The 22,124-nt window shown below is 69.7% G+C and carries 23 protein-coding genes; 15 read left to right on the forward strand and 8 right to left on the reverse strand.

The features are described from left to right. Positions 1–9 precede the first annotated feature (9 nt). Positions 10–483 (reverse strand): Lrp/AsnC family transcriptional regulator, encoded by a 474-nt coding sequence (locus tag IE107_RS19870; protein WP_189545155.1) that lies wholly within the window; start codon positions 481–483, stop codon positions 10–12. Positions 484–616: 133 nt separating this feature from the next. Here IE107_RS19870 and hppD point away from each other — a divergent pair, with 133 nt between their 5' ends. Next, positions 617–1,762 carry a 4-hydroxyphenylpyruvate dioxygenase gene (hppD, locus tag IE107_RS19875; protein ID WP_189545156.1) on the forward strand — a complete coding sequence of 382 codons (1,146 nt, stop codon included), beginning with the start codon at positions 617–619 and terminating at the stop codon, positions 1,760–1,762. Positions 1,763–1,889: 127 nt separating this feature from the next. Here the strand turns inward: hppD and IE107_RS19880 are convergent, their stop codons facing one another. Further along, complete coding sequence (locus IE107_RS19880) at positions 1,890–3,392, reverse strand: tetratricopeptide repeat protein (protein WP_189545157.1); 1,503 nt, start codon at positions 3,390–3,392, stop codon at positions 1,890–1,892. 97 nt (positions 3,393–3,489) lie between these two features. Here IE107_RS19880 and IE107_RS19885 point away from each other — a divergent pair, with 97 nt between their 5' ends. After that, complete coding sequence (locus tag IE107_RS19885; protein ID WP_189545158.1) at positions 3,490–4,857, forward strand: FAD-binding oxidoreductase; 1,368 nt, start codon at positions 3,490–3,492, stop codon at positions 4,855–4,857. Between the two features lie 23 nt (positions 4,858–4,880). Here IE107_RS19885 and IE107_RS19890 read toward each other — a convergent pair whose 3' ends face one another. After that, complete coding sequence (locus IE107_RS19890) at positions 4,881–5,357, reverse strand: SsgA family sporulation/cell division regulator (RefSeq protein WP_189545159.1); 477 nt, start codon at positions 5,355–5,357, stop codon at positions 4,881–4,883. A gap of 211 nt (positions 5,358–5,568) precedes the next feature. Here IE107_RS19890 and IE107_RS19895 point away from each other — a divergent pair, with 211 nt between their 5' ends. Both IE107_RS19895 and IE107_RS19900 read left to right on the forward strand, forming a co-directional pair. Next, on the forward strand, positions 5,569–7,224 hold the full coding sequence (locus IE107_RS19895; RefSeq protein ID WP_189545160.1) for an RDD family protein: 1,656 nt from the start codon (positions 5,569–5,571) through the stop codon (positions 7,222–7,224). Between the two features lie 111 nt (positions 7,225–7,335). After that, complete coding sequence (locus tag IE107_RS19900) at positions 7,336–7,989, forward strand: RDD family protein (protein WP_189545161.1); 654 nt, start codon at positions 7,336–7,338, stop codon at positions 7,987–7,989. A 24-nt stretch (positions 7,990–8,013) separates the two neighbouring features. Here IE107_RS19900 and IE107_RS19905 read toward each other — a convergent pair whose 3' ends face one another. Next, complete coding sequence (locus IE107_RS19905) at positions 8,014–8,379, reverse strand: hypothetical protein (RefSeq protein WP_189545162.1); 366 nt, start codon at positions 8,377–8,379, stop codon at positions 8,014–8,016. A 369-nt stretch (positions 8,380–8,748) separates the two neighbouring features. Here IE107_RS19905 and IE107_RS19910 point away from each other — a divergent pair, with 369 nt between their 5' ends. Continuing rightward, a complete protein-coding gene (locus IE107_RS19910; protein ID WP_189545163.1) occupies positions 8,749–11,148 on the forward strand; it encodes an immune inhibitor A domain-containing protein in 2,400 nt (799 codons plus the stop codon). 125 nt (positions 11,149–11,273) lie between these two features. Further along, positions 11,274–11,609 carry a hypothetical protein gene (locus IE107_RS19915; protein WP_189545164.1) on the forward strand — a complete coding sequence of 112 codons (336 nt, stop codon included), beginning with the start codon at positions 11,274–11,276 and terminating at the stop codon, positions 11,607–11,609. Positions 11,610–11,699: 90 nt separating this feature from the next. On the opposite strand, the gene IE107_RS19920 is transcribed toward IE107_RS19915, so the two are convergent. Together IE107_RS19920 and IE107_RS19925 are read right to left on the reverse strand one after the other, a co-directional pair. After that, positions 11,700–12,284: an isochorismatase family protein gene (locus tag IE107_RS19920; RefSeq protein ID WP_189545165.1), complete on the reverse strand. Its 585-nt coding sequence runs from the start codon at positions 12,282–12,284 to the stop codon at positions 11,700–11,702. A gap of 159 nt (positions 12,285–12,443) precedes the next feature. Beyond that, positions 12,444–13,772: a nicotinate phosphoribosyltransferase gene (locus tag IE107_RS19925; protein ID WP_189545166.1), complete on the reverse strand. Its 1,329-nt coding sequence runs from the start codon at positions 13,770–13,772 to the stop codon at positions 12,444–12,446. 78 nt (positions 13,773–13,850) lie between these two features. On the opposite strand from IE107_RS19925, the gene clpS reads away from it, so the two are divergent. The 7 genes from clpS (at position 13,851) to IE107_RS19955 (ending at position 18,744) form a co-directional block, all read left to right on the forward strand. Then, positions 13,851–14,165, forward strand: coding sequence for an ATP-dependent Clp protease adapter ClpS (gene clpS / locus IE107_RS19930; protein WP_189545167.1), 315 nt, complete (start codon positions 13,851–13,853; stop codon positions 14,163–14,165). 60 nt (positions 14,166–14,225) lie between these two features. Beyond that, a complete protein-coding gene (locus IE107_RS19935) occupies positions 14,226–14,813 on the forward strand; it encodes a DUF2017 domain-containing protein (protein WP_189545168.1) in 588 nt (195 codons plus the stop codon). Between the two features lie 359 nt (positions 14,814–15,172). Then, positions 15,173–16,612 (forward strand): amino acid permease, encoded by a 1,440-nt coding sequence (locus tag IE107_RS19940; RefSeq protein WP_189545169.1) that lies wholly within the window; start codon positions 15,173–15,175, stop codon positions 16,610–16,612. A gap of 95 nt (positions 16,613–16,707) precedes the next feature. Further along, the gene (locus IE107_RS19945) at positions 16,708–17,139 is read left to right on the forward strand and encodes a M67 family metallopeptidase (RefSeq protein WP_189545170.1); all 432 of its coding nucleotides are present in this window, start codon (positions 16,708–16,710) and stop codon (positions 17,137–17,139) included. A gap of 146 nt (positions 17,140–17,285) precedes the next feature. Further along, positions 17,286–17,411, forward strand: coding sequence for a putative leader peptide (locus IE107_RS35785; RefSeq protein ID WP_268246607.1), 126 nt, complete (start codon positions 17,286–17,288; stop codon positions 17,409–17,411). Between the two features lie 104 nt (positions 17,412–17,515). Further along, on the forward strand, positions 17,516–17,794 hold the full coding sequence (locus tag IE107_RS19950; protein WP_189545171.1) for a MoaD family protein: 279 nt from the start codon (positions 17,516–17,518) through the stop codon (positions 17,792–17,794). Further along, positions 17,794–18,744 (forward strand): PLP-dependent cysteine synthase family protein, encoded by a 951-nt coding sequence (locus IE107_RS19955; protein WP_189545172.1) that lies wholly within the window; start codon positions 17,794–17,796, stop codon positions 18,742–18,744. Before IE107_RS19950 ends, IE107_RS19955 begins: the two co-directional genes overlap by 1 nt. Before the next feature lie 67 nt (positions 18,745–18,811). On the opposite strand, the gene IE107_RS19960 is transcribed toward IE107_RS19955, so the two are convergent. Then, complete coding sequence (locus tag IE107_RS19960) at positions 18,812–19,327, reverse strand: type II toxin-antitoxin system PemK/MazF family toxin (RefSeq protein WP_189545173.1); 516 nt, start codon at positions 19,325–19,327, stop codon at positions 18,812–18,814. Positions 19,328–19,504: 177 nt separating this feature from the next. Between IE107_RS19960 and IE107_RS19965 the strand changes: the two genes are divergently transcribed. Then, positions 19,505–20,257 carry an MBL fold metallo-hydrolase gene (locus IE107_RS19965; protein WP_189545174.1) on the forward strand — a complete coding sequence of 251 codons (753 nt, stop codon included), beginning with the start codon at positions 19,505–19,507 and terminating at the stop codon, positions 20,255–20,257. Between the two features lie 18 nt (positions 20,258–20,275). Here IE107_RS19965 and IE107_RS19970 read toward each other — a convergent pair whose 3' ends face one another. Continuing rightward, entirely contained in the window at positions 20,276–21,586 is a 1,311-nt protein-coding gene (locus IE107_RS19970) for a PTS transporter subunit EIIC (protein WP_189545175.1), read from the reverse strand. A gap of 222 nt (positions 21,587–21,808) precedes the next feature. Between IE107_RS19970 and IE107_RS19975 the strand changes: the two genes are divergently transcribed. Beyond that, on the forward strand, positions 21,809–22,042 hold the full coding sequence (locus IE107_RS19975; RefSeq protein WP_189545176.1) for a PTS sugar transporter subunit IIB: 234 nt from the start codon (positions 21,809–21,811) through the stop codon (positions 22,040–22,042). Positions 22,043–22,124: the final 82 nt, after the last annotated feature.

The following is a 22,124-nucleotide window of genomic DNA, read 5'->3' on the forward strand; positions in this document are numbered from 1 at the left end:
CCCCTCGGCTCAGTCGTTGTCCTCCGCGGCCTGCTCGACGAGCGGGATGATCCGCAGCGGGACCGGGTTCTCCATGACGATGGCCGTGGAGGCCCGGACAATGCCATCAAAACCGACAACCCGGTCGATCACCCGTTGGAGATCGGCGTTGGAACGCGCGACGAGACGGCAGAGCATGTCGCCGTGCCCGGTGGTGGTGTGCAGCTCCAGCACTTCCGGTACACCGGCCAAGTGGGCACGTACATCGGCTCCTTGGCCCTGTTTGATCTCCAGGGTGGCGAACGCGGTGACGGGATAGCCGAGGGCCGCGGGGTCGACCGCCGGGCCGAATCCGCGGATGACTCCATTCGACTGAAGCCGGTCGAGCCGGGCCTGCACCGTGCCCCGGGCCACGCCGAGCCTGCGCGATGCTTCGAGGACGCCGATGCGGGGCTCACGGGCCAGCAGCACGATGAGCCGCCCGTCCAGATGATCGATCGCCATGGTCTTCTCCGAAGGGCGGACGTGATGGTCATCATGTACAGATAGCCCGCTCATCATCCCCATCCGCTGTACAGATTGCCCAGCGGATTCGCAAACTGTTGCGCACCTTGCGAAGCGGAGAGAGCCTTCCGACATGACTGAGACTCTGCACACCACCCCCGAAACAGCCCGGCAGGCCGACCCCTTCCCGGTCAAGGGAATGGACGCGGTCGTCTTCGCCGTCGGCAACGCCAAGCAGGCCGCGCACTACTACTCGACGGCCTTCGGCATGAAGCTGGTCGCCTACTCCGGACCGGAGAACGGCAGCCGCGAGACGGCGAGTTACGTGCTGACCAACGGATCGGCGCGTTTCGTCTTCACCTCCGTCATCAAGGCCACCACCGACCACGGCCGCTTCCTCGCCAACCATGTGACCGAGCACGGCGACGGCGTCGTCGACCTGGCCATCGAGGTCCCGGACGCCCGCGCCGCCTACGCGTACGCGGTCGAGCACGGCGCCCTCGGCCTCGACGAGCCGCACGAGGTCAAGGACGAGCACGGCACCGTTGTGCTCGCCGCGATCGCCACGTACGGCCAGACCCGGCACACCCTCGTCGAGCGCTCCGGCTACGACGGCCCCTACCTCCCCGGCTACACCGCGGCCGACCCGATCGTCGAGCCCCCGGCCAAACGCACCTTCCAGGCCGTCGACCACTGCGTCGGCAATGTGGAACTCGGCCGGATGAACGAGTGGGTCGGCTTCTACAACAAGGTCATGGGCTTCACCAACATGAAGGAGTTCGTGGGCGACGACATCGCCACCGAGTACTCCGCGCTCATGTCGAAGGTCGTCGCCGACGGCACCCTCAAGGTCAAGTTCCCGATCAACGAGCCGGCGGTCGCCAAGAAGAAGTCCCAGATCGACGAGTACCTGGAGTTCTACGGCGGCGCCGGTGTCCAGCACATCGCGCTCGCCACGAACGACATCGTCGCCTCGGTACGGGCGATGCGCGCGGCCGGCGTGCAGTTCCTGGACACGCCCGACTCGTACTACGACACCCTCGGCGAGTGGGCGGGCGAGACCCGCGTGCCCGTGGAGACCCTGCGCGAGCTGAAGATCCTCGTCGACCGCGACGAGGACGGCTACCTGCTGCAGATCTTCACCAAGCCGGTCCAGGACCGCCCGACCGTCTTCTTCGAGATGATCGAGCGCCATGGCTCGATGGGCTTCGGCAAGGGCAACTTCAAGGCCCTGTTCGAGGCGATCGAGCGCGAGCAGGAGAAGCGCGGCAATCTCTGACCTCCGGGTCGGCGTACCACGGGCTCCGGGCTCCTCAGCGTTCGCCCGGGGCCCGTGGCGTTGTCACGGGCTCCCTCGCCACGGCCTGCTGCGGCTCCGATCGCTGCGGGGCAGGCCGCATGTCCGGTCAGCCGCCCGCCGGGGGAGCGGTCAGGTCGTCCAAGGCCTCCTGGGCGGCCGGACCGGCCAGGGGCGAGAACTGCGGGTTGGTGCGCAGCGCCTCCTCCAGATTGCGGCGCGCCGGACCGTAGTCCCGCACCGCCTTCTGGATCACGCCCAGGTGGTACGCGTACGAGGCGTTCCGGCCACCCGTGTCGACCGCGCGGGCCGCGTACTCCAGCGCGGCGGACGGGTCGCCGGAACGGTACCGGGCCCAGCCCAGCGCGTCCGCCACCGCCGCGCTGCGGTGCTGCCGCGCCCACTCGCCGTCCAGCAGCTCGACCGCCGTGTCCGGATCCCCGTGATCGGCCTCGAAACGGCCGCGCAGCAGCGCGTTGTCCACGCCCTGGACCGCTTCCTGGGCGAGCGTCTCGCGCAGCCGTGCGTACTGGCCGGCGGCCTCTCCGTCCTGCCCCAGCGACTCGTACAACTCGCCCAGCTCCAGCATGTATTCGGGCCGGGGAAGATACGCCAGCGCCGCCCGGTAGTCGCGCCGCGCCTCGTCCGTGCGGCCGAGCGCCACCAGCGCCCTGGCCCGGCCCGCGAGTGACGGATGGTGCGCCCGGTCGGTCCGCAGCGCCGCGCTGTGCTGCGCGACCGCCTCCTCCGGCTCGCCCCGCTCCCAGGCCAGTTCGCCGAGCAGGGCCAGGCACTCCGCCTTCTGCGCGGGGGTGCCCGCCAGGTCCGCCGCCTTCTGCGCGTTGGCCAGCGCGTCCTCGCGCCAGCCGCGCTCCCGGTACATCCCGGCCGTCTGCATGAGCGCGGGGACCCCGGCACGCAGCGCCGTGAACCGCTCCACCGCTGTTTTCACGGACTTGTGGTCCCCGAGACCGGCGTACGCCTCGATCAGCGCCGGGTAGACGGTCCACTGCTCCGGCTGCCGCGCCCGTACCGTCTCGCCCCACTTCTTCGCCGTGCCGAAGTCGTGCCGGGCACTGGCCAGCGCCGTGAGCCCCACCCAGGCCGCCGTGTTCCCGTTCTCACCCGGCCGCACGTCCAGCGAGCGCTTCAGTGCCTGCTCGGCCCGTTCGTAGTACGCCGCGTCCGCGGAACGCCGGGCCCACTCCACGTAGGCCGTACCCAGCACCGCCCAGGACCGCGCGTCGGACGGATGCGTGCCGACCCATTGCTGCCGGTCCCCGAGCAGCGCCGTCAGATCGGAGAGCGAGGCCGGGGAGCCGGCCGCCGTCGCCGCCAGCGCGCGAGAGACCGGACCGGGCAGGGGCGGCGGCGCGGCCTTCTTCCCGTCGTCCGGAACGGCCACCACCGCACCCGTCACCAGCACCGCCCCCGCCACCGCGCCCAGGACCGCCCGGCGCAGCGTCGTGCGCAGCGAGAGGGGCGGGAGACCGTCCTGCGACGCCGGGTCGGAGAACGTGGACAGCGCGGAGGCACCGGAAAAATCGGAGGCGTCAAGGGGAGGGCGGCTCGGCTCGGGAGACTGCGGAGGCTGCTGCGGCATGACATCCATGCCGATCACTCTGCGTCAGTAATAAGAGCACACTGCGCCTTGGGGAGGCCGCGGCAGACGGGTTCACACCAATGGGCCCGGGTGCCACGCTTGGATCATGAACGGTCTTCTCGAAGAACTGCGTGCGGGTCTGCCCGCCGAGGCCCTGATCACGGATCCCGACATCACCGCCTCGTACGCCCACGACATGGCGAGCTTCTGCGACGCGGGCACGCCCGCCGTCGTCGTGCTCCCGCGCACGGTCGAGCAGGTCCAGCACGTCATGCGCACGGCCACGGCGCTGCGCGTGCCGGTCGTCCCGCAGGGAGCCCGTACCGGCCTGTCGGGCGCGGCCAACGCCTCCGACGGCTGCATCGTGCTGTCCCTGGTGAAGATGGACCGGATCCTGGAGATCAGCCCGGTCGACCGGATCGCCGTCGTCGAACCGGGCGTCGTCAACGCGGCGTTGTCCCGGGCGGTCGACGAGCACGGCCTCTCCTACCCGCCGGACCCCTCCAGCTGGGAGACGTGCACCATCGGCGGCAACATCGGCACCGCGTCCGGCGGCCTGTGCTGCGTGAAGTACGGGGTCACCGCCGAATACGTACTCGGCCTGGAGGTCGTCCTCGCCGACGGGCGCCTGCTCAGCACCGGCCGCCGCACCGCGAAGGGCGTCGCCGGCTACGACCTCACCCGGCTCTTCGTCGGCTCGGAGGGCAGCCTCGGCATCGTCGTCAAGGCCGTGCTCGCGCTGAAGCCCCGGCCGCCGCAGCAGCTGGTCCTGGCCGCGGAGTTCCCGAGCGCGGCGACCGCCTGCGACGCGATCTGCCGGATCATGGAGCGTGGTCACACTCCGTCACTCCTCGAACTGATGGACCGTACAACGATCCAGGCTGTCAACAGGATGGCCAACATGGGCCTCCCCGACACCACCGAGGCGCTCCTGCTCGCCGCCTTCGACACCCCGGACCCGTCGGCCGACCTGGCCGCCGTCGCCGGGCTGTGCACCGCGGCCGGTGCCACCGACGTGGTCCCCGCCGAGGACGCCGCCGAGTCCGAAATGCTGCTCCGGGCCCGGCGGATGTCGCTCACCGCGCTGGAGACCGTCAAGTCGGCCACGATGATCGACGACGTCTGCGTACCCCGCTCGAAGCTCGGCGCCATGCTGGAGGGCACCGCGGCCGTGGCCGAGAAGTACGGCCTCACCATCGGCGTCTGCGCGCACGCGGGCGACGGCAACACCCACCCCGTCGTCTGCTTCGACCACACCGACGCCGACGAGTCCCGGCGGGCCCGTGAGTCCTTCGACGAGATCATGGCGCTCGGCCTGGAGCTCGGCGGCACGATCACCGGTGAACACGGCGTGGGCGTACTGAAGAAGGAGTGGCTCGCGCGCGAGCTCGGCGAGGTGAGCGTCGAACTGCACCGGGGCATCAAGCAGGCGTTCGACCCGCTGGGGCTCCTCAACCCCGGCAAGGTGTTCTGACGGCCGGGTGCGACCGAGCCCCCTCACGCCTCGCCGTCCTGCGACTCGTCCGACGGCCACGGGTCGCGCATCCACAGGTCGTCGGCCGGCAGCGGCGCGAGGAGCTCGGCGAGGCCCTCGTCGATCCCGAGCAGCTCGGCCTCCGTACCGGGCGGGACCACCCGCAGCGTCCGCTCCACCCAGGCGGCCACCGCGGCGGACGGCACCTCCAGGAGCGCGCTCCCGTCGGGCGAGCTCAGCGCGACGTAGATCACGCTGCGCTGGTCGACCTTGGTCGGCCAGATCCGGACGTCCCCGTGACCGCACGGCCGGAACACCCCCTCGACCAGCAGATCGCGGGCGAACGTCCAGTGGACCGGGAAGTCGGAGCCGATGTGAAAGGCGACGTGCACGGCGTACGGGTCCTCCGTGCGGTACGACAGACGGGCGGGTACGGGGATGCTGTGCTCGGGCGACAGGACCAGCTTGAGTTCCAGCTCGCGTTCCACGACGGTGTGCATGAGTGCGTCCTTCCGGTGCCTGTGGACCGGTCCCATGACCGGCCCGCACAAGGAGAGAGCGCCCTCCACGCCGTCCATTACGCGACTTCCGAAAAATTTTCCGGGCGACGGGAAAGCGGCCCAAACCCCTGGAGTGGCCCGGGGGTACGCGGGCGTCTGGTAGATGTGGACCCGTTGCATTCAGGCCTCGAAGAGATACGGGACCACGGTGATGAGCGCCCCAACCCCGGCACCCGGTGACGAAAGCCCCCGCGAGGGGTACTACCCCGACCCGTCCATTCCCGGCTACGTCCGGTACTGGAACGGCGCTTCGTGGGTGCCCGGCACGAGCCGCCCCGCCCCTCAGCAGGGCGAGTCGACGCCTGCGGCGCCTTCCGGCGCGGCGCCCTCCGAGCCGGTGGCCGAGTCGCAGCCGGAGCCGGAGTCGCGGCCCCGGTCGCCGTCGCAGCCGCAGTCCGCCGCCCCGGCGCCGGTGGACGAGACCGGTCCGGTCTTCCTGGACGAGGAGCCGTCCACGGGCAACCGCCCCGAACCGGCCACCGCCTGGCAGGCCGACGCCTCCCGGCAGACCGGATTCGGCGGGGAACGCGACCGACGGGTCTCCTGGGGCGGCACCGGCCGGTCCGATGAACAGGGCGGCCCGATCGGCCAGGGCGGCCAGGGCGGCCGGCGTGGGCAGGGCGATCAGGATCGGCTTCCGGGGGCCACGGAGCCCGGCCCCGATCCGCGTACGCCCTCCGATCGCGCCCCTGCCGACCCTGTTCCCGCCGACCCTGTTCCCGCCGACCGAGCTCCGGCGGACCCGCGACAGCCCGCAGCCGCTCCTCCCGAGAACACTGTGGCGATCCGGGTCGGCCGCCAGGGCCGTCCCGGCAGCAGCGGGACGGGCGACGGCGGGACGGGCGAGGGCGCAGGCGAAGCGGGGCGCCCGCCCGCCGACGGTACGGTCACGATCCGGGCCGTGGGTCAGGGCGGTGGCCCGCCCGCTCACCGCACGGCGGAACCGGCGGCCTCGGAGGGGACGATGGCGATCCGCGCACTCGCCCCCGGTGCCGACACCCAGAACCCCGCCCCGGCCCCCGCGCAGAACCGGACTCCCGCCCCGGCGCAGAACTCCGCCCCGGCCCCGGCCCCCGGACAGAACCCGGCCCCGGCCCCCGCCCCCTGGGCGCAACTCCCGGCCCAGCAACAACCCCAGCAGCCCCAGCCCCTGGCCCAGCAGCATCAACTCCAGCCCCCGGCCCGGCCCCTGCCCCAGCAGCCCCGACAATTCCAGCAGCCCCGTCCGCAGGCCGGTGCGCAAGGCGCTCAGCCGGATCAGCCCGTCGTGCCCTGGAAGCCGCCGGTCAACGACCCCTTCCAGCAGCTCGCGCAGGCCCAGGCGGCGGCCAGGCCGGCCGGGCTCGGCAAGCGGTTCGCCGCCCGGCTGATCGACACCGTCGTACTGATGGCACTCGTCGGTGCCATCGGCGTCCCGCTCGTCTCACAGGCGCTGGACCACATCGACGAGAAGATCAACGCGGCGAAGCTGTCCGGTGAGACGGTCACCGTCTGGCTGGTGGACTCCACCACGGCCGGTCTGTTCGGTGCGGTGCTGGGCGCGTTCCTCGTGCTCGGCGTACTGCTGGAGGCACTGCCGACGGCCAAGTGGGGACGAACGCTCGGCAAGAAGCTCTGCGGACTCGAAGTACGGGACATCGAGTCCCACGAGGCCCCGGCCTTCGGCGCCGCGCTGCGTCGGTGGCTGGTCTACGGCGTGCTGGGCGTCCTTGTCATCGGCGTGGTCAACGTGCTGTGGTGTCTGATCGACCGGCCGTGGCGCCAGTGCTGGCACGACAAGGCGGCACACACCTTCGTGGCGGCCTGAGCGCACCCGTCCGGCTGACGGTCCATCGGGTGAGCGGCCGTCGGTACCGCCCGTTCCCCCGAACGCACCTGAGCCGTTGCGGGGGCTCCGGGGCCGGGGTGCACTGCCCCCATGAGCAACGATCAGCCGACGTCCGGTCAGCCGCCCGAGGACGACCCGTTCCGCAAGAAGCCGCACGAGCCGCCGCCGTCATCGGGTTCGCCGTACGACAGTGCTCCGCCCCCGCCGCCGTACGATCCGGGGCCCTACGGCGGCGGACCGTACGGTGCGGACCCACTGGCCGGAATGCCGCCGCTCGGGGAGCCGGGCAAGCGCATCCTGGCCCGGCTGATCGACCTGCTGATCATCTCGATCCCGCTCTTTCTGATCTCGCTGCCGTGGGGCGGCGCGGTCGAGGTCTCGGAGAACAACCGCAACGGCAACGGCGTCGGTGATGTCTTCAGCCAGACGTACAGCGGGCGCCAGCTGGCGTGGTCGCTGATCGGTCTGGTCGCCTACGTCGCGTACGACACGTACTTCACGCACAAGGACGGCCGGACCGTCGGCAAGCGGCTGCTGAAGCTGCGGGTCGCCATGCTCAACGACGGCCGGGTGCCCGACACCGGCGCGGCTTTCCTGCGGGCCGTGGTGCTGTGGCTGCCGGCGCTGCTGTGCTGTCCGTGCCTGTGGTGGCTGATCAACATCGTGCTCATGTTCACGGACAAGCCGTACCGGCAGGGCCTCCAGGACAAGGCGGCGAAGACGGTGGTCGTGCAGACCGACTGAGCCGGACCGGCCGGACAGGACCGGCTAGGGGCGCAGCGAGTGGCGGCTCATGTGCCCGTCCGCCGGAGCCGCGGGGCGCGGCGCGGCCTCGCGGGGGGCGGGGACCGGGGACCGGGCCCCGTCGCGGGCGAGGCCCTCGGCCTCGACGGCCGCGGAGACGGCGTCCTGGTTCACCCGGACCGCGGAGCGGGCCCTTGCCTGCTTCGCGGTTTTCACGCGTGACGGCTGGGGTACGGTCACGGCCACCAGCAGACCGAGCGCGAGCGCCGCGGTTCCGATGACGGCGATTCCGATGCCCGATTCCGTACGGGAGAGCAGCAGCATCGCGAGGGTCGAGAAGACGACGGTGACCGAACCGTAGGAGAGCTGTGCGGCAGTGGGATGCGGCATGGCGGTATCCGTCCTCGGGGCATCGGATGGGCAGTCTCTCAACACGGTCGCACTGTCAATCGACTCTACGACGGTGGATGCCCGAGAGAGGCCACTGGTAAGCGTGACCTAACCCACGGTGCCGGTGCACAGGGGGGCGCACGGAGTCATTTCACGCGCCAACCGCGGCCCATGACGCGCCGGTTATCCGCATTGTGAACGTCCGGATAACGGAAGCGTTCTCCTGCATAGTGCACTTGGCCTGTGCAAGTCAAGATCTGTCTTTTCTCGCGTATCTCCGGTCGAATGTCGTCACTTGTGACGCGTATTCGCGCGCGGCCCCACCTCACTCCTGGCCGCAGCGGCGAGTGCCGGGGAGGACTGCATCAAGTGACCACAAACAGAAGGGCGCTTCGCGCCGCAGCGGTTGTCGTGGCCATGGCCGCCACTGCCGCCACGGCGTCAGCCTTCGCCACGGCCCAGGCAGATGACAGGACGCCGGGGGCCAAGAGCGCCACCGTCGACCGCCGTGACCCGGGGTCGGCGAAGGGCGGCGAGCACGACCTGAAGGGCCCGTTCACCGAGCAGCAGGACGCGCAGCGTCAGGCCGCCCTGGAGCAGGTCATCTCGGGCGACAAGAAGATCACGAAGCGCGGCGGCTCCCAGGTCGTCAAGCTCGACGACAAGAAGTACGTCGAGCTCGGCCGTGAGAAGACCGACAAGATCTTCACGGTTCTGGTGGAGTTCGGCGACCAGGTCGACAACACCACCATGTTCGACCCGGACGGCGACGGCCCGAAGCCGGCCGTTCCGAAGTACGGGGGCACGCCCGGCCCGCTGCACAACAAGATAGCCAAGCCGGACCCCAAGAAGGACAACAGCACTGCCTGGCAGGCCGATTACAGCCAGGCCCACTTCCAGGACCTCTACTTCGGTGAGGGCGCCGGCAAGGACTCGCTGAAGACGTACTACGAGAAGACGTCCTCCGGGCGCTACTCGGTCGAGGGCGAGGTCTCCGACTGGGTCAAGGTTCCGTACAACGAGGCCCGTTACGGCTCCAACTACTGCGGCTCGACCAACTGCGCCAACGTCTGGGACATGGTCCGGGACGGCGTGAACGCCTGGGCCGCCGACCAGAAGGCCAAGGGTCGTACGCCCGAGCAGATCAAGGCGGATCTCGCCCAGTACGACCAGTGGGACCGTTACGACCACGACAACGACGGCAACTTCAACGAGCCCGACGGCTACATCGACCACTTCCAGATCGTCCACGCCGGCGAGGACGAGTCCGCGGGTGGCGGCGTCGAGGGCAAGAACGCCGTCTGGGCCCACCGCTGGTACGCCTACGGCACCAACGCCGGTGCGACCGGCCCGGCCGGCAACAAGGCCGGTGGCACCGAGATCGGTGACACCGGTATCTGGGTCGGCGACTACACCGCGCAGCCCGAGAACGGCGGCCTGGGTGTCTTCGCCCACGAGTACGGCCACGACCTGGGTCTGCCGGACCTCTACGACACCACCAACACCGCCGAGAACTCGGTCGGTTTCTGGTCCCTGATGTCGGCCGGCTCCTGGCTCGGCACCGGCAAGGACTCGATCGGTGACCTGCCCGGCGACATGACCGCCTGGGACAAGCTCCAGCTGGGCTGGCTCGACTACGCCGAGGCCAAGGCCTCGACGAAGTCCACCCACAAGCTGGGTGTCTCCGAGTACAACACCAAGAACAAGCAGGCGCTCGTCGTCACGCTGCCCGAGAAGCCCGTCACCACCGCCGTCACCAAGCCGGCGGAGGGCTCCAAGCAGTGGTGGAGCGACATGGGCGACAACCTCAACAACACCCTCTCCCGTTCGGTCGACCTGACCGGCAAGTCCAAGGCCTCCCTGGAGCTTTCGGGCTGGTGGGACATCGAGAAGGACTACGACTTCCTCTACACCGAGGTGTCGGAGAACGGCGGTACCAGCTGGACCGCGATCGACGGCACGGCCGACGGCAAGGCGATCCCGCGCGACGCCAGTGACAAGCCGGCCCTGACCGACGTCTCCGGCGCGTACAAGAAGCTCTCCTACTCGCTGGACGCCTACGCGGGCAAGAAGATCGACATCCGCTTCCGCTACACCACCGACGGCGGCGCGGGCGGCATCGGCTTCGCGGCCGACACCATCTCCGTCAACGCCGACGGTGCCGCGCTCTTCACGGACAACGCCGAGGGCGACGACAACGGCTGGACCGCCAAGGGCTTCTCCCGCGTCGGCGAGTCGTTCACCAAGGACTACCCGCAGTACTACATCGCGGAGAACCGCCAGTACGTCAGCTACGACAAGACACTTGAGGTCGGCCCGTACAACTTCGGCTTCTCCAAGACCCGTCCGGACTGGGTCGAGCACTACCCGTACCAGAACGGTCTGCTCGTCTGGCTCTGGGACAAGTCCCAGAAGGACAACAACGTCTCGCAGCACCCGGGCCAGGGTCTGATCCTGCCGGTCGACTCGCACGCCAAGCCCCTGAAGTGGGCCGACGGCTCGGTCATCCGCAACAAGATCCAGCCGTTCGACGCGCCGTTCAGCTGGTACGCGACCGACGCCTTCACGCTGCACAACGCGGACGTACCGGTCCGGATCAACTCGCAGCGCGGCATCCCGGTCTTCGACGACCACAAGGGGACCTACTGGTACAAGGAGAACCCGACCGGAAGTGTTCAGGTTCCTGACACGAACACCCGGATCTCGATCGTCAAGGAGCCCCGCAGCGGTCGGACGATCACCGTCAAGGTTGGTCCTTCGCACAAGTAGTTCCACATAACCGCAGGTCAAAGCATGATCGGCCGTCGCCCTCTAGCGGGGCGGCGGCCGGTCGTGTTTAGGTGCGTCTTGTCCAGAGGCTTATTGACACGATGTCTCACGGGGGAGCGCGGAGTATGGCAGGCGGAGGGTTCTGCAAGTTGCCGAACGGCAGTGTGGTGGTGGCGATCACCCTGCTCAGTCCGACCGACGGAGCGGGTTCCGGCACCCCGGTCCGGGTCCTGGTGCACGCGGCCAACCGGGCCCGGGCACTGACCCGGCTGCGCAACGCGGGCCTGCGCGCGGTCTACCTCCGCGGCAACGCCGAGCCGCCCACGCCCGACGAGATCACCGCCGTGCTGCATCACCCCGACGGGCTGCTGTGGCGGGCGAGGCCGGGGCAGGCGCAGGAGCTCTGGCACCCGATCCGGGCCCTGCTCCGCCCCGCCGTCCCCGTACGGCGGCCGGCCTGAGGCGTGCGCGGCCCGTGCGGACCGGCGGCCGTGGCCGGGGTCAGGGATCCCGGGTCCTGGTCCTGTCCGACCCCGATCCGCCGGACAGGCCTACACCACCGGCTTGCCGGACAGCTTCACGCCGGCCCTGCGGAGCTCCTCCAGGGCCCGCTCCGTGGTCGTCTCGGCGACTCCCGCGGTCAGGTCGAGCAGCACATGCGTCGAGAAGCCGGCCCGGACGGCGTCCAGTGCCGTGGCCCGTACGCAATGGTCGGTCGCGATGCCGACGACGTCGACCTCGGTGATCCGGTGGTCCCGCAGCCAGTCGGCCAGCCCCACGCCGTTCTCGTCGAGACCCTCGAAGCCGCTGTACGCCGCGGCGTAGGCGCCCTTGTCGAACACCGCGTCGATCGCCCCCGAGGCGACTGCGGGGGCGAAATTCGGGTGGAAGCCCACGCCCTCGGTGCCGGCCACGCAGTGCGCCGGCCAGGAGTGCTCGAAGTCCGGCTCGGCGGAGAAATGGCTGCCGGGGTCGATGTGGTGGTCACGGGTGGCCACCACGTGCTGGTAACCGGCCTGGGCCTCCCCGATCAGGTCGGTGATGGCGGCGGCGACATCGGCGCCCCCCGCCACGGCGAGGCTGCCGCCCTCGCAGAAGTCGTTCTGAACGTCGACGACGATCAAGGCGCGGTGCATGGCGGGTGTCCTTCGGTGGGGGACGGTCGGCGGTCGTGTGGGGTGTGTTTCGAGCCTAGAGACTCCGGCGACGGATAGGGAGGGGACGGAATGGAGCCCTTGCGGCGTCCGGGGACACGGCGGTGAGCGAGCGCGCCCGCCCGCCACCGTGTTCCTCGGTCACACGTACTCCGTGGGAATCACCGGCTCTCCGCGGGACAGCTGCACCGCCGACATCGGCAGCCCCGCCCGCGCCGCGATGTGTCGCTCACGCGCCGTGTCCAGGGGCTCGCGGGCGATCACCTCACCGTCCCTGACCAGCTCGACCAGCAGCTGCCGGTCGGCCAGCTCCGGCGGTACGGCACCGGTGCCGACCACCTCGGCCTCGGCCACGCCGTTCTCGTCCAGCCGGCGCGCGGCCCACTTGCGACCGCCCACCGACGACTTCGAGCCGAGCGACTTCTTGGCCACCGGACGCAGCGGCTCCGCCGGATCGGCCGACCCGGCACGGGCGACGAGCTTGTAGACCATCGAGCAGGTGGGCTGCCCGCTGCCGGTCACCAGCTGCGTGCCCACCCCGTACGCGTCGACCGGCGCCGCGGCCAGCGAGGCGATGGCGTACTCGTCCAGGTCCGACGTCACCACGATCTTCGTCTCCGTGGCGCCCAGCTCGTCCAGCTGCTGGCGGACCCGGTGCGCGACCAGCAGCAGGTCGCCGGAGTCGATCCGTACCGCGCCCAGCCCGGTCCCGGCGACCTCGACCGCCGTACGCACCGCCTCCGCGACGTCGTACGTGTCGACCAGCAGGGTCGTGCCCCGGCCCAGCGAGTCGATCTGGGCCCGGAACGCGTCGCGCTCGGTGTCGTGGAGCAGCGTGAAGGCGTGCGCGCTCGTCCCGACGGTCGGGATGTTGTAGCGGAAGCCCGCCGCCAGGTCGGAGGTGGTGTGGAAGCCGCCGATGTACGCGGCGCGCGCCGACGCCACCGCCGACAGCTCATGGGTGCGTCGTGCACCCATCTCGATCAGGCCACGCCCGCCCGCCGCGGCGGACATCCGTGACGCCGCGGCGGCTATCGCCGAGTCGTGGTTGAGGATCGAAAGGATCACCGTCTCCAGCAGCACGCACTCGGCGAAGGAGCCCTCGACGCGCAGGACCGGCGAGCCGGGGAAGTACACCTCGCCCTCCGGGTAGCCCCAGATGTCACCGCTGAAGCGGTAGTCGGCCAGCCAGGCGAGCGTGGGCCCGTCCACGACGTTCTGTTCGCGCAGGAAGGTGAGCATCTCGTCGTCGAAGTGGAAGTTCTCCACCGCGTCCAGCACCCGTCCGATGCCCGCGACGACGCCGTAGCGCCGCCCCTCGGGCAGCCGGCGCGTGAAGGCCTCGAAGACCGAGCGCCGGTCCGCCGTGCCCGCCTTCAGCGCGGCCTGCACCATCGTGAGCTCGTACTGGTCGGTGAAGAGCGCGGTCGACGGCACACCGACCCGTCGCCCAAGGTCCGCAGAGTTCATGGTCCGGATGCTACCCCTATTTCGTCAGAGTGACGAGATCTCGGGTCGTTTGTGCGATGAACCCTCCCGAGTGGCAGCATGGGGTGGGTGAGCGTCGCACCCACAGAGATCGAGCGTCCCGAATCGGCCGAGGAGAGCGCCGTCGTCCCCGAGCCGGACGTCCCCTGGGTGACGCTGGTCCACAACGACCCGGTCAACCTCATGAGCTATGTGACCTATGTCTTCCAGGCCTACTTCGGCTACCCCAAGGACAAGGCGCACAAGCTGATGCTGGACGTCCACCGGAAGGGGCGCGCGGTCGTCTCCAGCGGCAGCCGCGAGGAGATGGAGCGCGACGTCCAGGCCATGCACGGCTACGGACTGTGGGCCACCCTCACGCAGGACCGCAACTAGACCGTCCTGCCGCCCCCCGCCCGAATCCTGCCCCGCCCGAACCACCATCGGAGAAAACCCATGGCCGGCCACTTCGAGGCCACCCCAGGCGGCGGCGCGGCCGTCGCGCTCGACGAGGTGGAGATCGCGATCCTGCGCTCCCTCGCCGTCCAGCTGCTGGAACTGATCGGTCCCGGCGACGAACCCGCCGAGGGCGCGGACCCGCTCGCCGCCCTCTTCGCGGAGGGGCCCAGTGAACCGCCCGCCGACCCCGCCCTGGCCCGCCTCTTCCCCGAGGCGTACGGCGACGACGACAGCGAACTGCGGGCCGCCTCCGCCGAGTTCCGCCGCTTCACCGAGAACGACCTGCGCGCCCGCAAGCGCGACGATGCCCTCGTCGTCGTACGCACCCTGGACGCCCTCACGGTCGCCGGGAACGGCTCCGCCGTGCTCGAACTCACCGGCGACGAATGCCGCCACTGGCTCGGCGCCCTCAATGACCTCCGGCTCACCATCGGCACCCGTCTGGAGGTCTCCGACGAGGACGAGGGCGAGTCCGGCTCCTCGCTCTACCGGCTCCCCGACAGCGACCCGCGCAAACCGATGGTCATGGCCTATCTCTGGCTCGGCGCGCTCCAGGAAACACTCGTGGAAACGCTGATGCCGTAGCCGTAGCCGTAGCCGTAGCCGTAGCCGTAGCCGTAGCCGGGGCGGCGTGCCCCGGCCGGGCGCCCGGCCGTTCGCTCAACAGGTGCTCAAATCCGGATAACAATCCCGTCACCTGAATGGTCTCTTTTGATACGACAAGAAACCCTTGTCCGCTTTTCCTTGTGATGTGCACCACATAATTCCCGGTGGATCACCCGGGTGCCCGTGATAAATCTTCACGACCACTCGGGGGCGCCACCCCTGTTCCCGAGGGCGCCACGAGCCGGCCACCACCGGCGGCACTCCATCCATATCCGGGGGGATCAGGACATGGTCCGCGGCCTCGACGGCGCGGATCGGCGTGGAGAAAGGCGCAGCACATGACATCGGCACAGGTCGACAATGGGCAGGGCGGCCGGCAGGCGACGGAAGTCACGGATGCCGGCCCGGCGGGTGAGGGATACCAGAGGGCGCTCGGCGCCCGCCAGATCCAGATGATCGCCATCGGCGGAGCCATCGGCACCGGACTCTTCCTCGGCGCGGGAAAGGCGATCGCCAAGGCCGGACCCAGCCTCGTCCTGGCCTACGCCGTCGCGGGTCTGGTGATCTTCTTCATCATGCGGGCGCTGGGTGAACTCCTTATGTACCGCCCGGTCTCGGGCTCCTTCTCCGAGTACGCCCGCGAATTCATCGGCCCCTTCGCCGGATTCGTCACCGGCTGGACCTACTGGCTGTTCTGGGTCGTCACCGGAATCACCGAAGTCACCGCGGCCGCCCAGTACATGACGTTCTGGTTCAGCATTCCCCAATGGGTTTCGGCGCTGATCTTCACCATCATTCTGTACGGCGTGAACCTGATCTCCGTGAAACTCTTCGGAGAACTCGAATTCTGGTTCTCCATGGTCAAGGTGACCGCCATCATCGGCATGATCCTCATCTGCGCCGGAATCCTCACCCTCGGCTTCTCCGACGCCGGGGACACCGCATCCGTCACCCACCTCTGGTCCGACGGCGGATTCTTCCCGCACGGCATCAAGGGCACCCTGATGACCCTGCAGATCGTGATGTTCGCCTTCCTCGCCGTCGAGCTCGTCGGCGTCACCGCGGGCGAGTCCAAGGATCCGAAGACCGTCCTGCCCAAGGCCATCAATGCCGTGCCGTGGCGCATCGCCGTCTTCTACGTCGGCGCCCTCGTCATGATCCTCTCCGTGGTCCCGTGGACCGAGTTCGAGCCCGGCATCCCGCCGTTCGTCGCCGCCTTCAGCAAGATGGGACTCGGCATCGGCGCCGGCATCGTCAACTTCGTCGTGCTGACCGCGGCGCTCTCCTCCTGCAACTCCGGCATGTACTCCACCGGCCGCATGCTGCGCGACCTCGCGCTCAGCGGGCAGGGCCCGAAGTTCTTCACCCGGCTCACCAGGAGCGGCACGCCGCTCGTCGGCACCACCTTCTCCGCCGCACTGATGCTCGTCGGCGTCTGGGTCAACTACCAGTGGCCCGGTGACGCCTTCACCTACGTCGTCTCGTTCGCCACCATCTCCGGCATGTGGGCCTGGATCATGATCCTGATCAGCCAGATCCGCTACCGGCGCCTCGCCGACCGCGGAGCACTCCCGCAGTCCACCTTCCGGGCCCCCGGCGCCCCGTACAGCAGCGTCTTCGCGCTGGCCTTCATCGCCGTGGTCGTCGTGATGATGGGCATCGACAAGGACACCAGGATCTCGCTGTACTGCGCCCCGCTCTGGGCCGCCCTCCTCGGCATCTCGTACGCGGTCCTCAAGGCCCGCAACCCCGAGAACAAGGCCTTCGCGAAGAACTGAGCCGCCGACCTGCCGCTTCAGCGAACTCGTCCACCATGCGGGCCCTTCCGTACCACACTTCGGTACCGAAGGGCCCGCCCGCCTATCCTGGCGCCATGCTGACCATCACCCAGGCGCTCCACGACCAGATCGTCGCGCACGCCCGCGCCGACCACCCCGACGAGGCGTGCGGCGTGGTCGCGGGACCGGCCGGTACCGGCCGCGCCGAACGGTTCATCCCGATGCTCAACGCCGCCCGCTCGCCCACCTTCTACGAGTTCGACTCGGCCGACCTCCTCAAGCTCTACCGCGAGATGGACGACCGCGACGAGGAGCCGGTGATCATCTACCACTCCCACACCGCGACCGAGGCCTACCCCTCCCGCACCGACGTCACCTACGCCAACGAACCCGGCGCCCACTACGTCCTCGTCTCCACGGCCGACACCGACGACGCGGGCCCCTTCCAGTTCCGCTCGTACCGCATCGTGGACGGCGAGATCACCGAGGAGGACGTCGAGGTCGTCGAGGCGTACGTACCCGCCTGACCGCACCGCTCCGCCGCACCCGGCAGGCCGCCCACCGGCCGGACGGGACCGGGCTCACCACGGTCCCGTCCACCTGCCGAACGCCAGACATCCACCAGGTGAGATCACACTCGGGATTACGGACCGGGAATCGATACGATGACCGCATGGTTCCCCATGACGTGAGCAACAAGACGCCGGGCACACTGCTCGTCGCGCGGCTGCACGTCGACCTGTGCAGGCTCTCCAGCGCGATCTGTACCCGCCGCCTGCCCGCCGGCCCCCAGGCCTGAGCCGGGCCCGCGGCCCGAGCACCACACGTATCGCAACCACCCCCGCGCGGGGGCAGAGCCGCGCGCCCCACGCCACCTCCCCGCTTCCGACAGGAGCCCACGCCATGGCCATCGAGGTCCGCATCCCGACCATCCTCCGCACCTACACCGACGGCGCCAAGGCCGTCGAGGGCAACGGAGCGACCCTCGCCGACCTCCTCACGGACCTGGAAAGCCGCCACAACGGCATCCGCGAGCGCATCGTCGACGGCGACGAACTCCGCCGCTTCGTGAACGTCTACCTCAACGACGAGGACGTCCGCTTCCTCGACGGCATCGCCACCAAGCTCAGCGACGGCGACAACGTCACGATCCTTCCGGCCGTCGCCGGCGGCATGAACTGATGCGGTACGACAGCCCGCTCGCCGCGGTGGGCAACACCCCGCTCGTCCGCCTGCCGCGGCTGTCACCCTCGGACGAGGTCCGCATCTGGGCCAAGCTGGAGGACCGCAACCCCACCGGCTCGATCAAGGACCGCCCCGCGCTCCACATGGTCGAACAGGCGGAGAAGGACGGCCGGTTGACCCCCGGCTGCACCATCCTGGAACCCACCAGCGGCAACACCGGCATCTCGCTCGCCATGGCGGCCAAGCTCAAGGGCTACCGCATCGTGTGCGTCATGCCGGAGAACACCTCCCAGGAACGACGCGACCTGCTCACCATGTGGGGTGCCGAGATCATCTCCTCCCCAGCGGCGGGCGGCTCCAACACGGCCGTGCGCGTGGCCAAGGAACTGGCCGCCGAGCACCCCGACTGGGTCATGCTCTACCAATACGGAAACCCGGACAACGCGGGCGCCCACTACGCCACCACCGGCCCCGAGATCCTCACCGACCTCCCGTCCGTCACCCACTTCGTGGCCGGCCTCGGCACCACGGGGACCCTCATGGGCGTCGGCCGCTACCTGCGCGAACACAAGCCGGACGTCAAGATCGTCGCCGCCGAGCCGCGCTACGACGACCTGGTCTACGGGCTCCGCAACCTCGACGAAGGCTTCGTCCCCGAGCTCTACGACGCCTCCGTCCTCACCACCCGCTACTCCGTCGGCTCGGCGGACGCGGTCACCCGCACCCGCGAACTCCTCCAGCAGGAGGGCATCTTCGCGGGCGTCTCCACCGGCGCCGCGCTCCACGCGGCGATCGGAGTGGGAAAGAAGGCCGTGAAGGCGGGAGAGACGGCCGACATCGTCTTCGTCGTCGCGGACGGCGGCTGGAAGTACCTGTCCACCGGCGTCTACACGGCCCCGACCACGGAAGCGGCCATCGAGACGCTGCACGGCCAGCTCTGGGCATAGCAGCACAGAGGGACAGGGGCGCACGGCCCCGGCGCGGGCGCGGGGACACCTCCGCCCGCGCCCTCGCTCACCCCGCCCCGCCCCGGCCGAGCCCGCGCACCCGCTCCCACACCCCCGCGTCCACGACGCCCACCCGGCGCCGGAACCCCCGTACGGCCACCTCCCGCAACTCGTCCGTCTCCAGGAAGCTCGCCCGGCCCCGCGCGTCCCCCACCGCCCCGGCGGGCAGCGCGATCACTCCGGGCCGGCCCTCGTGATGCCTGCTGGTGATCTTCGCGACGAGCACCGAGTCACCCCGCACCGACAGCACCAGACACGGCCGGTCCTTCGCCCCCGGCCCGTCCTCGTACGGCACCTCCGCCCACCAGACCTCACCCGCCCGCGGACCGCGCTCCGCACCGCGCCCGGGCCCCGCCGGCGGACGGGTCCGCCCACCCGGACGCCCACCGAAGCGCGCCCCCGCCGACCTGCGGGCACCCCCACGGGGCCGACGCCCGCCCCGCCCCCGCCCGTCGGCGACCGCCGCGACGAGCGCGAGCAGCACGACAAGAACGAGCGCGATCCACCACCAGGACATGTCCATGCTCCGACCGTACCGGCGTCCCCACCGCTTCCATCGAACCGGTGACAGCGCAGGTGAGTTCCCCCACAACGGACGGCCGTGGAGGAGCGACCGGCTGTTTCGCGCCTTACGCTCGACAAACCGCTCAACAGACCGCACGAACCCTCCCCGTTCCCACGTCTCGGAGGTTCACGCTCCATGAAGCTCACCGTCGTCGGCTGCTCCGGCTCGTTCCCGTCCGCGGGATCAGCGTGTTCGAGCTACCTCGTAGAGGCCGACGGCTTCAGGCTGCTCCTCGACATGGGCAACGGCGCCCTCGGCGAGTTGCAGCGCCATGTCGGTCTCTACGACCTCGACGCCATCTTCCTCAGCCACCTCCATGCCGATCACTGCATCGACATGTGCGCGTACTTCGTCGTCCGCTACTACCGGCACGACGGGGGGCGCCCCGCCCCCATCCCGGTCCACGGACCCGAAGGCACCGAGCAGCGGCTGACCACCGCCCACGCCGACACCCCGTCCGAGCACGCGATGAGCGAGGTCTTCGACTTCCACACACTGAAGCCGGGATCGTTCGAGATCGGCCCCTTCTCGGTCCGTACGGAGAAGGTCTGCCACCCCGTCGACACCTTCGCGATCCGGATCGAGCACGGCGGCCGCTCGCTGGCCTACTCCGGCGACACGGGGACCTGCGAGGCCCTGGACGAACTCGCCGAGGGCGTCGACCTGTTCCTGTGCGAAGCATCGTTCGTCCACGGCAAGGAGGACATCCCGGACCTCCACCTCAACGGCCGCGAGGCGGGCGAGACCGCCGCCCGCGCCGGAGTGGGGCGCCTCGTCCTGACCCACATCCCGCCGTGGACCGACGCCGACCGCAACCTGGCCGACGCCCGCACGGTCTTCCACGGACCGGCGGAAGTGGCGGTGCCGGGGGCGGTGTACGAGGTCTGAGGGGGCCCGTCCGACCTGCTATTTCGTGAGGTTCCTCTCGATCTCCTCCTCCAGCTCGTCGGGTTCGCGGCCCGGCGTCTGGAGATTGAATCTGGTGATCGCGAACCGGAAGATCGCGTAGTACACGGCGGCGAAGACCAGTCCGATCGGGATGATCAGCCAGGGTTTGGTCGCCAGACTCCAGTTGATGACGTAGTCGATCAGTCCCGCCGAGAAGCTGAAGCCGTCCTTGACCCCGAGCCCCCATGTCACCGCCATCGAGACGCCCGTGAGCACCGCGTGGATTCCGTACAGCAGGGGTGCGACGAAGAGGAACGAGTACTCGATCGGCTCGGTGATGCCCGTCACCAACGACGTCAGGCCGACCGAGAGCATCATGCCGCCGACCACCTTGCGGCTATGCGGTTTGGCGCAGTGGTAGATCGCCAGCGCCGCGGCGGGGAGGGCGAACATCATGATCGGGAAGAAACCCGAAGTGAACTGGCCCGCCGTCGGGTCACCCGCCAGGAACCGGTTGATGTCACCGTGCACGACCGTGCCGTCCGGCTTGGTGAAGTCGCCGAACTGGAACCAGACGAAGGTGTTCAGGAACTGGTGGAGGCCGACGACCAGCAGTGCGCGGTTGGCGATACCGAAGACGCCGGAGCCCACCCAGTCCAGATCCACCAGCCACTTGGAGAAGCTGGTCAGACCGTCACCGATCGGCTGCCACAACCAGGCGCACAGCCCGGCGAACAGGAGACCGACGAACGCCATGATGATCGGGACGAGCCGGCGGCCGTTGAAGAAGCCCAGCCAGTCCACCAGCTTGACCCGGTGGTACCGCTGCCAGAACCAGGCGGACAGCAACCCCATCACGATGCCGCCGAACACCCCCGGATTCTGATACTCGGCCGCCGTGACCTTGGCGTCCTTGCTCACGCAGGTACCGAACCAGGTGCCGCCCGAAGTGAAGGTCTCGCCTGGGGCGCAGTTCACCGGGAAGGCGTGCAGCACCGCGTAGTAGACGAGGAAGCCGGCCACCGCGGCGAGCGCGGTGGAGCCGTCAGACTTCTTCGCCATGCCGATCGCGACACCGACGCAGAACAGCAGGGGAAGGCCGAGCCCCGAGTCGAGCAGCGCACCGCCCGCGGCCGCGAAAACCTTGGCGATGTTGTCCCAGCCCAGGCCCTCGTCGCCGAACACGTCCGGCTGGCCCAGCCGGTTGAGAATGCCGGCCGCCGGCAGTACGGCGATCGGGAGCTGGAGGCTGCGGCCCATCTTCTGGAGGCCTTGGAAGAAGCCGTTCCACCATGTCTTCCGTGGCACTGCGGCGCTGCTTGAGCTCATCGGCATCCTCTCGGAACACGGCACGTTCGGCGGTCGTCGCTGATTAGTGTAGACCAATTGAGGTACGGTGCGTAACCCGTCTGGAAGACAGAGCACCGGTGATCGTCATCATTGGCGACCGCCCAGCCGCCCGCCCGCGAAGCTGGGCCAAACGTGCGTTACGGTGACGAAACGGACCCAGGGTGGGCCGTCGCACGCATGTGAAGAACCAGGGAGAAGGTCATGGCCAGCAAGGCTGAGAAGATCGTCGCCGGGCTCGGCGGTATCGAGAACATCGACGAGATCGAAGGCTGCATCACCCGCCTCCGCACCGAGGTCCACGACCCGAGCAAGGTCGACGAAACCGCGCTCAAGGCCGCCGGAGCCCACGGCGTCGTGAAGATGGGCACCGCGATCCAGGTCGTCATCGGCACCGACGCCGACCCCATCGCCGCCGACATCGAAGACATGATGTGACCGGCCGCCCGACCCCCCGCTGAGCCGACCGCTCGGCACCGTGCAGGCCCCGCCCGGCCGGACGGGGCCTGTGCCGCACCCG

The sequence above is a fragment of the Streptomyces gelaticus genome, assembly GCF_014649535.1.
Taxonomy (GTDB): domain Bacteria; phylum Actinomycetota; class Actinomycetes; order Streptomycetales; family Streptomycetaceae; genus Streptomyces; species Streptomyces gelaticus.